The sequence below is a fragment of the Streptomyces sp. NPDC058008 genome (assembly GCF_042886395.1).
Taxonomy (GTDB): domain Bacteria; phylum Actinomycetota; class Actinomycetes; order Streptomycetales; family Streptomycetaceae; genus Streptomyces.
This window is the reverse complement of record NZ_JBHVQX010000007.1, coordinates 53885-68727: the sequence shown is the minus strand read 5'-3', so window position 1 is coordinate 68727 and position 14843 is coordinate 53885. Positions and strand designations below refer to the sequence as shown.

12 protein-coding genes are annotated in these 14843 nt (G+C 75.6%); 5 read left to right on the top strand and 7 right to left on the bottom strand.

Translation table 11 applies throughout. The features are described 5' to 3' along the window. Window positions 1-15: 15 nt before the first annotated feature. Window positions 16-492, bottom strand: coding sequence for a GNAT family N-acetyltransferase (locus tag ACFVS9_RS09025; protein ID WP_383113455.1), 477 nt, complete (start codon window positions 490-492; stop codon window positions 16-18). Between the two features lie 78 nt (window positions 493-570). Here ACFVS9_RS09025 and ACFVS9_RS09020 point away from each other — a divergent pair, with 78 nt between their 5' ends. Together ACFVS9_RS09020 and ACFVS9_RS09015 are read left to right on the top strand one after the other, a co-directional pair. Beyond that, window positions 571-1725: a serpin family protein gene (locus ACFVS9_RS09020; RefSeq protein ID WP_389931157.1), complete on the top strand. Its 1155-nt coding sequence runs from the start codon at window positions 571-573 to the stop codon at window positions 1723-1725. A gap of 44 nt (window positions 1726-1769) precedes the next feature. After that, window positions 1770-3893, top strand: a complete 2124-nt coding sequence (locus ACFVS9_RS09015) for a bifunctional glycosyltransferase 87/phosphatase PAP2 family protein (protein WP_389931155.1) — start codon at window positions 1770-1772, stop codon at window positions 3891-3893. Window positions 3894-3902: 9 nt separating this feature from the next. On the opposite strand, the gene ACFVS9_RS09010 is transcribed toward ACFVS9_RS09015, so the two are convergent. Genes ACFVS9_RS09010 through ACFVS9_RS08990 form a run of 5 tightly spaced genes read right to left on the bottom strand, consistent with a single transcriptional unit; the run spans window position 3903 to window position 9514 of the window. After that, window positions 3903-4721, bottom strand: a complete 819-nt coding sequence (locus ACFVS9_RS09010; protein WP_383113452.1) for an ECF transporter S component — start codon at window positions 4719-4721, stop codon at window positions 3903-3905. Further along, window positions 4718-6436, bottom strand: a complete 1719-nt coding sequence (locus ACFVS9_RS09005; protein WP_389931152.1) for an ABC transporter ATP-binding protein — start codon at window positions 6434-6436, stop codon at window positions 4718-4720. Before ACFVS9_RS09005 ends, ACFVS9_RS09010 begins: the two co-directional genes overlap by 4 nt. Beyond that, the gene (locus tag ACFVS9_RS09000) at window positions 6433-7578 is read right to left on the bottom strand and encodes an energy-coupling factor transporter transmembrane protein EcfT (RefSeq protein WP_383113450.1); all 1146 of its coding nucleotides are present in this window, start codon (window positions 7576-7578) and stop codon (window positions 6433-6435) included. The genes ACFVS9_RS09005 and ACFVS9_RS09000 overlap by 4 nt, the downstream gene beginning before the upstream one ends. Continuing rightward, window positions 7575-8261 (bottom strand): SCO2322 family protein, encoded by a 687-nt coding sequence (locus tag ACFVS9_RS08995; RefSeq protein WP_389931150.1) that lies wholly within the window; start codon window positions 8259-8261, stop codon window positions 7575-7577. The genes ACFVS9_RS09000 and ACFVS9_RS08995 overlap by 4 nt, the downstream gene beginning before the upstream one ends. After that, on the bottom strand, window positions 8258-9514 hold the full coding sequence (locus tag ACFVS9_RS08990) for a prenyltransferase/squalene oxidase repeat-containing protein (RefSeq protein WP_383113448.1): 1257 nt from the start codon (window positions 9512-9514) through the stop codon (window positions 8258-8260). The genes ACFVS9_RS08995 and ACFVS9_RS08990 overlap by 4 nt, the downstream gene beginning before the upstream one ends. Before the next feature lie 268 nt (window positions 9515-9782). On the opposite strand from ACFVS9_RS08990, the gene ACFVS9_RS08985 reads away from it, so the two are divergent. Next, on the top strand, window positions 9783-10295 hold the full coding sequence (locus tag ACFVS9_RS08985; RefSeq protein WP_383113447.1) for a hypothetical protein: 513 nt from the start codon (window positions 9783-9785) through the stop codon (window positions 10293-10295). On the opposite strand, the gene ACFVS9_RS08980 is transcribed toward ACFVS9_RS08985, so the two are convergent. Beyond that, window positions 10277-11767, bottom strand: a complete 1491-nt coding sequence (locus ACFVS9_RS08980) for a PHB depolymerase family esterase (RefSeq protein WP_389931148.1) — start codon at window positions 11765-11767, stop codon at window positions 10277-10279. The genes ACFVS9_RS08985 and ACFVS9_RS08980 overlap by 19 nt on opposite strands. Window positions 11768-12030: 263 nt before the next feature. On the opposite strand from ACFVS9_RS08980, the gene ACFVS9_RS08975 reads away from it, so the two are divergent. Both ACFVS9_RS08975 and ACFVS9_RS08970 read left to right on the top strand, forming a co-directional pair. Beyond that, complete coding sequence (locus ACFVS9_RS08975) at window positions 12031-12807, top strand: 3-hydroxybutyrate dehydrogenase (RefSeq protein ID WP_383113445.1); 777 nt, start codon at window positions 12031-12033, stop codon at window positions 12805-12807. A 40-nt stretch (window positions 12808-12847) separates the two neighbouring features. Then, window positions 12848-14824, top strand: a complete 1977-nt coding sequence (locus ACFVS9_RS08970) for a helix-turn-helix domain-containing protein (RefSeq protein WP_383113444.1) — start codon at window positions 12848-12850, stop codon at window positions 14822-14824. Window positions 14825-14843 lie beyond the last annotated feature (19 nt).

Sequence of the window (14843 nt, the reverse complement as noted above, 5' to 3'; positions counted from 1 at the left end):
CCCGCCGCCGGGGGATCAGAGTTCCTTGGCGAGCCAGTGCTCCGCGTAGGGGCCCCGGTTGAAGGCAGGCACCGGCCGGTAGCCGTGCTTCGCGTACAGCCCGCGCGCCTCCACCAGGTCGTCGCGGGTGTCGAGCCGGATCCGCCGCACCCCGCGGGCCCGCGCGGCGCTCTCCACCCCGGCGAGCAGCAGGCCGCCGCCGCCCGTCGAGCGGAACGCCGGCCGCACGAACACCCGGGTCAGCTCCGCCGTCGCGTCGCCGGCCAGCAGCAGGCCCGCGCAGCCCGCGGGCTCGCCGCCGTACCGTCCCACCAGGAACTCGCCGGTGGGCGGGGCGAGCAGCCCGGCGCCGTCGTCCCGCAGCCCCTCGTCGATCTCCTCCGAGGTCGCCGGGCGGCCCCAGTACCGGCTCGCCACCTCGTCGTAGTAGTCCCGCCGCAGCAGGGCCGCCTCGGGGCTGCCGAAGTGTTCCGGGGTCACCGTCCATGTCACCGGGCCATTCTGTCCGGGGCGGCACGCGGTGGCGAACCGTTTTGTCAGTGGCGCGGGAGCGCGGAGCGGGAGGAAGCGATGACACGGGACACCGGCATCGAGACGGCCGTCCAGCGGCTGGGGGAGCGGTGGATACGGGAGCTGGCCCGGCCCGGCGGGCCCGGCTTCGTGTGCTCGCCCGCCGGGCTCTGGCTGGCCCTGACGGTGCTCGGCGCGGGCGCCCGCACGGAGACCGCGGCGGAACTGCGCGCCCTGCTGGGCGCGGCAGGCGAGGAGGCGGCGGCCGTGGTGACGGAGGCGGCCCGGGACTGGGGGCGCACCGGGGCGCTCAAGGTCGCGACCCGGGTGTGGCACGACGCGCCGCTCCACCCCCGCTACGAACGGTCCCTGCCCGACGTCGAGTTCGGCCCGGCCGACGCCGCGGAGGCCGACGCGTGGGTGTGCGAGCGGACCGGCGGCCTGATCGAGCGGCTGCCGCTGGAACTCGGCGAGGACATCGAACTCGCCCTGGTCGGCGTGCTGGCCCTGAAGGCGCTCTGGGAGGCGCCGTTCGACGCCGGCCGCACCCGTGACGTCCCCTTCACCGACGCGGCGGGCACCACCCGGCCGGTGGCGACGATGCACGCGCCGGTCCGGCGCGCGGACGTGTGGACGGTCTCGGGGGCGTACGTCGTCGAACTGCGCTGCCGCGCGGAGCCGGAGGGCGCGGCACCGGCGCGGGTCAGGTTCGTCCTCGGGCGGCCGGGCGACGGCGCCGACCGGGTCCTGCCGCTCGCGTGGGCCCCCGGCGGGTCACGCGTCCCGCTGGACGCCGGAGCGGTGACCGTCTCGCTGCCGCGCTTCACCCTGCGGACAAACATCCCCATCACCGGGCAGTTGCCCGCGCTCGGGGTGCGGCTCGCGACCGACCGCGCCGCGGCCGACTTCTCCGGCCTCTCGCCCGTACGCCTCCATCTCTCCGAGGCGGTCCAGGAGGCGGTGGTGAAGATCGCCGAGGACGGCGTCGAGGCCGCGGCGGTCACGGTCCTGACGACACGGGCCCTCGCCGCGCGGCCGCGGACGGTCCGGCACATCGCCTTCGACCGGCCCTTCGGCGTCGTCGTCCTGGACGGCTCGTCGGACGTCCCCCTCTTCGCCGGCTGGCAGGCGGACGCTCCCCGTCACGAGGACCGACCCGTACGCCGCCGGACCCGCCCGACGGCGTCCGGGCGTTCTTCCGGCACCCGGTGGTGACAGACAGGCGAAGAGGGGGTTGATTGTGTCTACCTCATAGGGCAATGCGAGGCTTCATCCGCACATACCCGGGCCGAGGGGACCGTGCACGAAAAGGGGAGGGTCGGCGCAGCGTGACAGATGTGGAGCGCAGTGTGCGGGGGGACGCGGCGGCGGATCCCGGGTCGAGGGCCGCGGTGGTCAGAGCCGTCCTGTGGCTGCTCGCCGGTGTCCTGGCGATACGGCAGGCGGCGGTGGTGCTGCGGAGGCCGCCGGGCGAACGCCTCGCCGACCTCGAGACCTGGACGGGCGCGACCGGGGTCCTGCACATCGCGGGTTCCCTCTACGACCCGGGCCGGTTCACCGGCACGCCCTTCGCCGGGCTGGTGCTGAAGCCGCTGACGGTCTCGGCCGAACAGGCCCTCGGCGTCGTGTGGACCTTCGGTTCGCTGCTGCTCGTCGTCCTGCTCGGATACGTCGCCGTCCGCGCGCTGCCCGCACCCGTGAGCCGGCGCACCGCGTTCCTGGCGGCGCCCGTCGCGATCACCCTGCTGATGCTGTCGCTGCCCGTCCGCAACACCCTCCAGCTCGGCCAGACCAGCATCCTGCCCGTCCTGCTGGTGCTCCTCGCCTGCTTCGCGGTGCGCGGCGAACGGCTTCCCGGGGTGCTGACCGGGGTCGCCGCCGCCCTCCAGCCGGCCGTCCTGCTCTTCGCCGGCCTGTTCTGGCTTACCGGCAGACGCGGGGCCGCCGTGACCGGCGGCGCCACCTTCGGCCTCTGCACGGCGCTGGCCTGGGTGATGATGCCGCGCGACTCCTGGGCGTACTGGGTGCACCACCTCGCGGGTGCCGGGCTCGGTGAGCGACCGGACAGCCTGGCCAACCAGTCCCTGCACGGCGCCCTGCTGCGATTCGGGCTCCAGGGGCCGTTCGAGACGGTGCTGTTCCTGGCCCTGGCCGCCGTCGTGATCCTCCTCGGGCTGCGCCGGGCGGCCCGTTACGCCCGGGACGGGCAGCTGCTCCTGGCCGTCGCCGTCACGGGCTGCGTCGCCGTCGCGGTGTCACCCACCGCCTGGCAGCACCAGCTGCTGTGGGTGCTGCTCGCCGTCGTCGGCCGCGTGGGCGTCCGCGCCTCGGACCGGCTGGTGTGGCCGGTCGTCGTCGTGCTCGTCCTGACCCTGCCGGGGAAGATGCTGCTGCCGAACGTCGGCGTGATCCTGCCCGTACGCGACAACATGCTGCTGATCGCCGCGCTCGCCGCGGCCTGCGCGATGCCCTTCCTGCCCCGCACCTCGCCCCACTGGCGGCGGCCGGTCCCCACCGACCACGCGCGACCGGTGCCGGCGCGCTTCGCGTGGGTGCCGCTGCTGCCGTTCTGGCGGCGGGTGCTCAGCCGCCCCAACCTGCTGCTGGAACTCCTGCTCATCCGGGTCGTCTACTCGGCGTACGCCCAGGTGCGGCTCGCCGCGACCGCCGGGCGTTCCGCCGCCGAGGAGCACGGCCGGCAGATCCACTCCCTCGAGCAGTGGCTGCACATCGACATCGAGCACTGGCTGAACCACACCGTCGTCGGCATCCCCTGGCTGCGCGGCTTCTTCGACTACTACTACTCGACGTTCCACTTCATCGTGCCGCTCACGGTCCTCGGCGTGCTCTACGCACGCCGTCCCTCCGACTACCGCTGGGCCCGCAGCACGCTGGGCTGCGCCACGGTCCTCGCCCTCCTCGGCTTCTGGCTCTACCCGCTGGCGCCCCCGCGCCTCATGCCGGGGCTCGGCTTCATCGACACGGTCTACGGCACCCAGGACCTGGACAGCCCCGACTTCGGTGCGCTGACGGCGGTGACCAACCAGTACGCGGCGATGCCGTCCCTGCACTTCGGCTGGTCCCTGTGGTGCGGGGTGGTGATCGCCCTGCTCGCCCCGAAGATCTGGATGAAGGCCCTGGGGCTGCTGCATCCGCTGTTCACCGTCTCCGCGATCGTGGCCACGGGCAACCACTGGGTGCTGGACGCTGTCGGCGGCGCGACGGTGGTCACGGCGGGCTTCGGGATCGTGTACGTCCTCTCGGGGCCGCGCAGGCTCCAGGCGGGCACCGGCACCATCCCGGCCGCCCGCACCGGCGGCGGTCCGGCGGCGGACGGCCCGGAGAAACCCGTGGCCGCCGAACCGGCGGGCAGCAAGGCGTAGGACCGCTGATCAGTCCGGGCGGACCTCGAAGTCCGCCCGGGCGTCGAACGCGGCGCGGCGGGTGGCCCGGCGCAGGGCCCTGAGCAGGGTGGGCCCGACCGCCACCGTCAGGACGACGGTGAGCACGGCGCGGCCCAGGTCCCAGCCCAGCGAGGTGGCGGTGCAGTAGGCGAGGAAGCGCACCAGGTTCTCGTGGACCGGGGCGCCCGCGACGAAGGAGACCCCGGAGCCGAGCCCCGGCACGATCGTCCAGCCGTACAGGTTCATCACCGTGCCGTACGCGAACGCCGCCGCGAATCCGTACACCCCCAGCACCAGCAGCTCGCCCCTGCCGCGCAGCCGGTCCGGCCCGGGCAGCAGGCCCGCGCCCATGGTGAACCAGCCCATCGACAGCATCTGGAACGGCATCCACGGTCCGACCCCGCCCGTGAGCAGCGCCGAGGCGAACATCGTGACCGAGCCGAGCACGAAGCCGAAGCCCGGCCCCAGGACCCGGCCGCTCAGGACCATCAGGAAGAACATGGGCTCCAGGCCCGCGGTCCCCGCGCCCAGCGGACGCAGCGCGGCGCCGACCGCGGCGAGGACGCCCAGCATCGCCACGGCCTTCGCGTCCAGGCCGGAGTCCGCGATCGTCGCGAGGACGACGCCGACGAGCAGGACGAGCAGCACGCCGAACAGCCACGGAGCGTCCTGGGCGTGGGCGAGGCCGGAGCCCGCTCCCGCGAGCAGCGGCCAGCCGAACGCGACCACCCCCACCGCGCTGACCAGGACGAGCGCGGCGACGGCGTGCGGGCCGAGCCGCACGGGCCGGGCGGACCGCGCCGTCACTCCAGCCCCTCCAGCGCCGTGCGCACCTGGGAGACGGTCAGCCACTGACGCGGCGCCAGGACCTTCGCGGTCTGCGGGGCGAAGGCGGGGGAGGAGACCACGACCTCCCGGGTCGGGCCGTCGGCGACGACCTCGCCGTCGGCCAGGATCACCACCCGGTGCGCCAGCTCCGCCGCCAGCTCCACGTCGTGCGTGGCCAGCACGATGGCGTGGCCCGCCGCGGCCAGCCGGCGCAGCACGCCGACGAGCCGTGCCTTCGCCGCGTAGTCCAGCCCGCGCGTCGGCTCGTCCAGGAGGAGGAGCGGGGGGCGGGCGGTGAGCACCAGGGCGAGGGCCAGCGCGAGCCGCTGGCCCTCCGAGAGATCACGGGGGTGGGCGGAGTCGGGCACCCCGGGCAGCAGCTCGGAGACCAGCGCCCGGCAACTGCCCCCGGGCGCGCCCGCGTCGGAGTCGGCCGCCGCGCACTCGGCGGCGACCGTGTCCGCGTACAGCAGGTCGCGCGGTTCCTGCGGTACGAGACCGACCCGGCGCACCATCTCCCGAGGCGGGGTGCCGGACGGGTGCAGGCCCGCGACACGCACCGAGCCCGAGGTGGGCCGGACCGTCCCCACCAGGGTGGACAGCAGGGTGGACTTGCCCGCGCCGTTGCGGCCCATCAGGGCCACGGTCTCGCCCGGCGCGACGGACAGGGTCACCCCGCGCAGCGCCTGGACCCGCCCGTGCCGCACCCCCAGCCCCTCGACCAGGGTGGCGGCGGCCTCCGGGGCCGGGGGCAGCGCCGGGGCCGCGTCCTGCGCGCGGCCGAGCAGCCGGGCCAGCAGGCCGGGGCGGGCCGCGGGCCGCGCAGGCAGCGGGGCCACCACCGCATCCGCCGGGGCCGCGCGCGGCGGCGGTTCCACGTCGGCCAGCCGCTCGCGCAGGCGCACCGCCCGGCGGCGGGCGTCGCGCACCGACAGCGGCAGCGGGTCCCAGCCCACCAGGCGGCCCAGGGCCACCACCGGCGGGGCGACCGGCGAGAGCGCCATGACGTCCGCGGGCGCGCCCATCACCGGGGCGGCCCCGGGCCCGGGCAGGAGGAGGACCTGGTCGGCGTACTGCACCACGCGCTCCAGCCGGTGTTCGGCCATCAGCACCGTCGTGCCCAGGTCGTGCACCAGGCGCTGGAGGACCGCCAGCACGTCCTCGGCCGCCGCCGGGTCCAGGGCGGACGTCGGCTCGTCGAGGACCAGGACCGTGGGGTGCGGGGTGAGGACCGAGCCGATCGCGACCCGCTGGCGCTGGCCCCCGGAGAGCGTGGCGATCGGCCGGTCGCGCAGCTCGGCGAGCCCCAGCAGGTCCAGCGTCTCCTCGACCCGGCGCCGCATCACGTCCGGGGCGAGGCCCAGCGACTCCATCCCGTAGGCCAGCTCGTCCTCGACGGTGTCCGTCACGAAGTGGGCGAGCGGGTCCTGGCCCACCGTGCCGACGAGATCGGCCAGTTCACGCGGCTTGTGCGTGCGCGTGTCGCGTCCGCCGACCGTGACCCGGCCGCTCAGCACCCCGCCGGTGAAGTGCGGTACGAGACCGGACACGGCACCCAGCAGTGTCGACTTGCCGACACCGGAGGGGCCGACGGCCAGCACCAGTTCGCCCTCCGGGATCGTGAGGTCCACCCCCGACAGGGTGGGGCGTTCGGCGCCCTCGTACCGCACCGAGACCTGCTCGAACCGGATCATGCGTGCTCCTTGGAGTCCGAGGGCGAGGGGGGAAGGGGTGCCACCGCGGCGGGCAGCAGTCCGAGCAGCACGGCGGCGGCGGGCCACAGCGGCAGTACCGGAGCGGTGAGCGGGACGACACCGGGGTGCAGGGCGTCCGGGGCGGCGGCGCCCGCCCCGATCATCGCCGCCGCGACGGCCGCGCCCGAGCCCGCGACGAGCCAGGCGCGTACGCCCCAGCGGTCGGGCCGGTAGCGGGTGCGGACCGAGCGGCGCCCGCCGAGCCTGAGCCCGGCCGTCGCCGCCGCCAGTCCGGCCAGCAGCAACGGCAGCCCGTGCACGGCGCCCCGGGCGGCCAGCAGCCCGTACGTCCCGGCGCAGACGCCCAGCAGCCCGCCGAGCGTCAGCACCCGCGTGGTGCGGCGGACGGCGGGCGGGACCCGCGCGGTGCGCCCGTAGCCCCGCGCGTCCATCGACGCGGCCAGGGCGACCGAGCGCTCCAGCGCGCCCTCCAGCACCGGCAGTCCGATCCGGAGCACCGCGCCGATCCCGCCGGCGGGCCGTCCGCGCAGCCGGCGCGCCGTCCGCAGCCGTGCCACGTCGGCGACCATGTTCGGCGCGAACGTCATCGCGACGACGACGGCGACCCCGACCTCGTACAGGGCGCCGGGCAGGGACTTCAGCAGCCGGGCCGGGCTGGCCAGCGAGTTCGCCGCGCCGACGCAGATCAGCAGGGTGGCCAGTTTCGCGCCGTCGTAGAGGGCGAAGACGACCTGCTCCGCCGTGACCCGGCCGCCGATCCTGATCCCCTGGGCCCAGTCGGGCAACGGCACCTCGGGCGGCGTGAACAGGGTGTGCGTACCGGGGACGGACGAGCCGAGGACGACGGAGAACACCAGGCGCACGGCGACGACGAACAGTCCGAGCCTGACGAAGGCCCCGTACGAACGGGCCCACGGCGCGTCCGTGCGACGCGCCGCCACCACGTAGCCGGCCACCCCCACCAGCAGCCCGAGCAGGAGCGGGTTGGTCGTGCGGGACGCCGCTGCCGCCAGCCCGAGCGCCCACAGCCACCAGGCCCCGGCCGGCAGGGCGTTGCCGCGGGTGGCCCCGGGGGCGCGCAGGGCAGGGTGGAGCCGGGCCGTGCCGGTGGAGCCGGTCATCGGCGGCGGCGGGCCCGCAGCACGGCGGCGGCACCCAGGACGAGCACCGCGCCGACGCCGGTGAGCACACCCGCCGACGGGCCGCCGCCGGTGGAGTCCTCGGAGGCGTTCCCCCCGCCGTCGGCCGCCGGCGCCGTGGCCGGTTCTCCGGACTCCGCGGTGTCCGGTTCCCCGCCGACCTGCTCGCCGCAGCCCGACCGCGGGTAGCCCGAGATCGCGCAGAGCATCGCGGAGCTGTCGTAGCGCAGGGGCTTCGCCACCGAGGCGAGGGCCTCCGCCGTGCTCGCCTCCGGTGCCACCACGGCGCAGGCGGTACGCGGCGCGGGCGGCTTCTCGCCGTCCGGCGCGTCGGCCGCCGTCCCGGGGTCGATGACCAGCGCGATCCGCTTGAGGCCGTCCTTCGCCGGGGTGGCCGCGCAGACGGTCCCGAAGTCCGGTGCGCGGCGGGGGCGCGCCGAGTCCTGGGAGTCCGCGCTCACCGAGAAGCGGAAGCCCTGCACCGCGCCGTCGTCCGGGCGGATCACGGAGGGTCCCTGGGTGGCGTACGTCCAGTCCGTGCCGCCGTCGCCCTCCCAGAACGACCAGTAGCGGTAGCCCGCCGCCTGGGCGGTGCCCGCGCCCGGCACGGCCAGGACGGCGCCTATGAGGAGGAGCAGCGCCGCCGTGCCCAGCGGGCGCCTCACGGCCGCTGGTTCTTCCGGCGTCCGCTGAGCAGGAAACCGATGCCCGTGCCGAAGACGAGACCGATGCCGATGATCCACCAGAGGCCCAGCCCGCCGTCGTCGCTGCTCGTGTCCGCGGGCTTCTCCGGCTCCGTCGCGGTCGGCGAGGGCACGGCGGTGGCGGCGGGCGCCGGGCCCGTCGCGTTGAGCTGGGCGACGAGGTCGACGCCCCCGAAGTCACGGGCGTCGGTGCCGGTCGCGTGGGCGGCGAGGACCAGCTGCGCGGTGGCCGCCGGGCCGCCCTCCTTCGCCCAGCCCTGCGCGTGCTTCTCCAGGTAGGCGACCGCCCGGGCCGCCTTGTCCTTGTGGCCGGAGGCCGCCAGCGCCACGACCGCGTCCGCCGTGTTGCCGAAGTCCGGCTGCGGCGCCGACTCCTCGGCGCCCGGCATCGGCGGCAGGTCCAGATACCCGCCGGCGAGGGCCTTCGCCAGGTAGGCGGCGCCGTTCTGCGCGGACTGCTCGGGGGTGAGGCCGGTGCCCTCCACGCAGACGGGTGCCTTCACCGCGTTGTAGTTGCCCGCGGCCATGCCCTTGCCCATCGCGCCGAGGACCGCCGCCGCCGTCGCGTCGGCGTTGGCGGTGAGCTTGCCGTCCTTGTCCGGCTGGTAGGCGAACGCCCCGCCGCCGTCGCCGCCGCAGGGCAGCGCGAAGGTCTGGAGCGCCGTGTACGGCGTCTTCCCGCCCGCCGTGGTGATCTCGGCGAGCGGAACGCCCGCCCGGGCCAGCGCACCGGCCACGACACCGGTGGAGTTGGCGTCGCTCGGGCTGCCCGGGTTGTAGCCCCAGCCGCCGTCCTCGTTCTGCACGGACTTCAGCCAGGCGACCCCGTTGTCCACGGCCTCGCGGTGCACCCCGAGCTCGACCACGGCCTGGACCGCCGCCGCCGTGGCGTTGGTGTCCGCGACCGTCGCGGCGTCGCAGGGCACGGAGGCGTCGCGGTAGGCGGCGAAGGCCCCGCTGTCGCACTGCTGGCCGACGAGCCACTCCACCGACCGCGTGGAGGGCGTGACCAGCTCGATCTTCTGGGCCAGGAAGGCCAGCGACTGACGCCACACCCCGTCGTACGTCGGGTCCTTGGTGCCGTACAGCCCCGCCGGAAGGTCCGGTGCGGAAGGTGAGGGCGACGGACCCGGCGCGGCGGCGGCCATGGGGGCGGCCGCTCCACAGAGCACGGCGGTGAGCGCGAGCGCGACCGCGCGGCGGCGTACGGACATGGCGGGCTGGGCCTCTCGAATGGGGTTTCCCCTGCTCGAGCTGAGCCGAGCGCGTAGGGGTCGGGTCTGCGCCGGATTCGCACCGGCTTCCCCCTGTACGGGCATGATGACGACCCGCACACTCTACCGGGGCACGCCCGGCCCCCTCCGGGCGGACAGCGGCACCCCGTGGACGCGGGGCCTTCCCAGCAGGTCAGAGCCCGTGCGAGACTCCGGCGGGGGTCACACGGGCGCGTGCCCGTGGGGAGGGACGACCGGGCGGGACACAGTGCGCGGAACGAGAAGGGGCACGGCGGCCGTCGCCGCCGTGACGGCCGGACTGATGACGGTGACGGCGGGCTGCGGCCTCCTGGACGAGAGCGGGACACCCCTCGCGCCCACCCCGGAACCCACCCCGCCGTTCGTCGCGCGGACGGTCGCCGACGAGATAGCCGGCTTCGCCCGCGCCGCGGGCCTCCCGGACGGGAACACCTCGACGGGCGGACTGCCCGGGGGCGACTGGCAGAAGTGCGTCGCGCCCTGGACGGGCTACGCGCCCGCGGCCGGGGCCGCGGACGCGTTCGAGGGGACACTGACACGGCTGCGGCAGCACGACTGGGAGCTCGTCTCCAGCCACGCCGTGCGGGACATCACCTACCGCACCCTCGCCAAACGGGGCTGGAAGCTGTACGCCCGCTACCACGCGGTCCAGGGCGCCGGCCCGACCGTGTCGCTCAACGCCGTCGAGGACGGCTGCCGGCTGCCCGGAAAGGCGAGGGGCGCCTACGAGGACCCCGCCTGACAGCCGGAGTCGGCGATCACGAAGTGGCCCGCCGGGGACTCCCGCAGGGTGTGTGTGACGAACACGTTGTACAGCCCCATGTCCTGCCCCGAACCGTTCGCGTAGGCGTGGCCGCCCGAGATGTGCGCCCGGCCCGCCGTCACGTGCGCGTAGTTCGTCGCCGTGAAGCACCTCGCCGGGGCCGTGCCGCCCGTCGTGGTCGCGGTCACGGCCGACGAGCCCGCCCCGGCGGCCCCCGAGGAGTCGGCCGCGGCCACCGAGTAGCGGTAGGACGTGCCCGCGGTCAGGCCGGTGTCGGTGAAGGACACCGAGGGCGTCGTGGCCACCTCCGCGCCGTCCCGGTACACCGTGTAGGAGGCCGCGCCCGTGACCGCGTCCCACGCCAGTGAGGCGCCGCTGTCGGTGACCCCGGTGACCTTCAGGCCGGTGGGGGCGGGCAGCCCGGACCCGCCGCCCGGCGCGTCCCGGTCCAGGCCCCAGAACACGCCCGTGTGGTAGGCCGAGCAGACGGTGTTCAGGAAGTACGCACCCGTCGCCCCGCACTGGTCGGCCCCCGAACCCGGGTTCACCGGCAGGCCGTGACCCATGCCGGACACCGAGAAGGTCTCCACCGCGGACCGCCCCGACGCGTCCTCGTACACGCTCCGGGTGGTGCCGCCCGGCAGGCTCCCGGTGCCGGAGGGGGTCTGGCCGATGCCCCACACGTCGGTCCACTGGTCGCGCAGCGCCGTGGCGTTGGCCGGGCTGACGGTGCGGTCGGAGGTGCCCTGCCAGATCGCCACCCGTGGCCAGGGGCCGGTCCAGCCCGGGTAGGAGCCGCGGACCTTGTCGCCCCACTGGGCGGGCGAGAGCTTCTGCGGGCCCGTCTGGCAGCCGGACGCGGCCGCCTGGCTGGTGGCGCACTGCGCGGGCAGCCCGGAGGCCACCGAGCCGCCCGCGAACACGTCCGGATAGGCGGCCAGCAGATCGGCGGTCATCCCGCCGCCCGCCGACAGCCCGGTGACGTACACCCGGCGGCCGTCGGAACCGTACGTCTGCTTCGCGTACTCGACCATCTGCACGACGGACGCCGCCTCGCCCCGGCCCCGGGTGCTCTCCGCCGGGTCGAACCAGCCGAAGCACGACAGCGCGTTGTTCGCCGGTGTGGTCTGCGGGAAGACGACGTCGAAGCCCCACAGGTCGGCGTACTTGCTCCAGCCGGAGCCGGTGAAGTAGGCGCTCGCCGACTGTGTGCAGCCGTGCAGGGCGACCACCAGGGGCGCGCCCGCCGGCACACCGTCGGGGGTGTACGCGAACATCTGGAGACCGCCGGGGTTCGAGCCGAAGCCGGTGACCTGCTGGAGCCCGGTGGCGGCCGGAGCCGCGGGGGCGGCGACGGCGGGCGCCGGGCGTGCGCCGAGCACGGCGAGCAGGCCGCAGACGGCGACGGGGGCGACGCGGCGGAGCAGGCGTCGCAGGATCGGTGGGCGCACGGTGTGGCCTCCTCGTCGGACGTGCGGACGGACGTGCGGACTGCTGCCGGAACCTACGAGCCGCGGGCCCGGCCGCCCATGTGGCAGACGGACACCGGCCGTCCGCCGCTGTGTGCGGCGCTCTCCTTGCGCCCGCCCGGGGCCCGCCGGGCGCACGGCGCGCCCGCAGCCGCGCACCATGTGGGCCGCCACCACGGGGCCGCACCGGGGTGTGTGCACCGGCCCCGTGTGATGCGGGCGGCGACGTCCTTACGGTGACGCCCATGCAGACTTCCCGGACCCCCCAGCCCGACCCCCGCGACCTCGCCGGACGCACCGCCCTGGTCACCGGGGCCGCCAGCGGCATCGGACTGGCCTGCGCACAGGCGCTCGCCGCCGCGGGCGCCCATGTGCACGTGGTGGACAAGGCGGGCGACGCCGCCGAGCGCCTGGCCGAACGGATCGGCGGAACGGCCTGGGTCGCCGACCTCTCCGTGGCCGAGGCGGTGGACGGGCTGCCCGCCGACGCGGACATCGTGGTCAACAACGCGGGGCTCCAGCACGTGGCGCCCGTGCACGAGTTCCCGCCGGACCGCTTCGCACTGATCCACCGCGTCATGGTGGAAGCCCCGTTCCGCATCTTGCGCCGCACGCTCCCCGGCATGTACGAACGCGGCTGGGGCCGCGTCGTCAACATCTCGTCCGTGCACGGGCTGCGCGCGAGCCCCTACAAATCGGCCTACGTGTCGGCCAAGCACGCACTGGAGGGGCTCAGCAAGGTGGTCGCACTCGAAGCGGCGCCGCACGGGGTGACGAGCAACTGCGTCAGCCCGGGCTACGTCCGCACGCCCCTGGTCGAGGACCAGATCGCGGACCAGGCCCGCAGCCACGGCATCTCCGAACAGGAGGTGGTGGGGCGGGTGCTGCTGGAACGCAGCGCCCTCAAGTCCCTGATCGAGCCCGGCGACGTCGCCGGCGCCGTCCTGTGGCTGTGCGGCCCCGGCACGTCGCACCTCACCGGAAGCTCCCTCACGATGGACGGCGGTTGGACCGCCAACTGACCGCAACCGCCCCCGGAAGCCGGAAGAACGATGGCCGCCCATGTCTGAACCGTCCCCGTCCGCCGCGCCCCTGCTGGCGCACCTCCTCGACCTGCTGGCCGACGACGCCCCCGCCGAGGACCTGGGCGCCGTCACCTCGGAGGCCAGGGCCGCGGGTGTCTCCCCGGCCGAACTGGCCGAGGTGGAGCGGGCGGCCGCCACCGCCCTGCGGATCAGGGGCGCCCTGCGCCAGCACCGGCGCCGGGAACTCCAGCTCACCGCCCTCTTCGACACGGCGGGCGACCTCGCGGCCTCCCGGGACCTCGACGACGTGCTCAAGGCGATCGTCCGGCGGGCCCGGATGCTGCTGGGCACCGACACCGCCTATCTCACGCTCCCCGACGAGGAGGCCGGGGACACCTACATGCGGGTGACCGACGGGTCGGTGTCCCTCCTCTTCCAGCGGCTCCGGCTCGAACTGGGCGAAGGGCTCGGCGGACTGGTGGCGCAGACCGCGAGCCCGTACGCGACCAACGACTACCGCACCGACGAACGCTTCCGGCACACCCGCAACATCAACGCCGGGGTGCTGGACGAAGGGCTGGTGGCGATCCTGGGCGTGCCCCTGCTGCTCGGATCCAGCCGGGGCGGCACGGGGAAGGTCATCGGGGTCCTGTTCGCCGCCGACCGCGCCGCGCGGGTCTTCAGCCCCGACGAGGTCGCCCTGCTCTGCTCGCTCGCCGCGCACGCCGCCATCGCCATCGACACCGCCAGGGCCGTCGACGCCACCCGTACCGCCCTCGCGGAACTCGCCGGCGCCAACGCCGAACTGGCCGGCGCCAACGCCGCCGTACGCGCCCACTCGGCCGCCATGCGGCGCGCCGAGGAGGCCCACGACCGGCTCACCGACCTGGTGCTGCGCGGCGGCGACGTCAGGGACGTCGCCGCGTCCGTCGCCGGCCTGCTCGACAGCCCCCTGACCATCCACGACCCGGGCGGCCGCCCCCTGGCCGCCGTACGCCCCGACGGCACCGCGTCCGCCGCCGACAGCATGGACGCCGGATGGCTCGCGCGCACCGCGCAGGAGTCCCGCCACGGAGCGCGCGCCGTCCACCGCGACGGCCGGTGGATCTGCGCCGTGCTCGCCGGGCAGGAACTCCTCGCCGGACTGGTGCTGCACCGTGCGGACCGGCTCGACGACTCCGACCGGCGGCTCTTCGAACGCGCCGCCGTCGTCACCGGCCTCCTCCTGCTGCTGCGCCGCACGGTCGCCGAGACCGAGAACCGGGTACGGGGCGAGCTGATCAGCGACCTGCTCGGCGACCCGGAGCGCGACCCCGCCGGGCTGGCCGAACGCGGCCGGCGCCTGGGCGTCGACCTGGACGGGCCGCACCTCCTGCTGGTCGCGGAGGCGGCGGCCGGGGAGCGGCTCGGCGGCGCCGCGATGCGGTACCTCTTCGGCGGGGACATCCACGGGGTGAGCGCCGAACACGCGGGCGCCGTCGTGCTGCTGATCGCCACCGACGACGCCACCACGTCCGTGGGCGCGGCGGCCCGGGCGGCGGCCGCACAGCTCGGCCACCTGGTCCAGGCACCCGTCACGGTCGCCGGTACGGGCCCGGCCCGGGGCATCCGCGAACTCGCCGCCGCCTACACCGAGGCCGCCCGCTGCCTGCGCGCCATGCGGGTGCTGGGCCGCGAGGGCGAAGGGGCCTGCGTCGGCGAACTCGGCTTCCTGGGGGTCGTCCTGGGCAACGCGAAGGACGTGGACGGCTTCGTCACCGGGGTGCTCGGGCCGCTGCTGCGCTACGACGAACGCCGCGGCACCCATCTGGTGCGGACACTGCGGGCGTACTTCGGCGCGGGCGGTAGCCTGATCCGGGCCAAGGACGAACTGCACGTGCACGTCAACACGGTCGTGCAGCGCCTCGACCGCGTCCAGGTCCTGCTGGGCCGCGACTGGAACGAGCCCGACCGTGCGCTGGAGCTCCAACTGGCCCTGCGCCTGCACCTGCTGGCGGACGGCCGGGACCGCTGAGCCCCGGCCGCCCACCGCC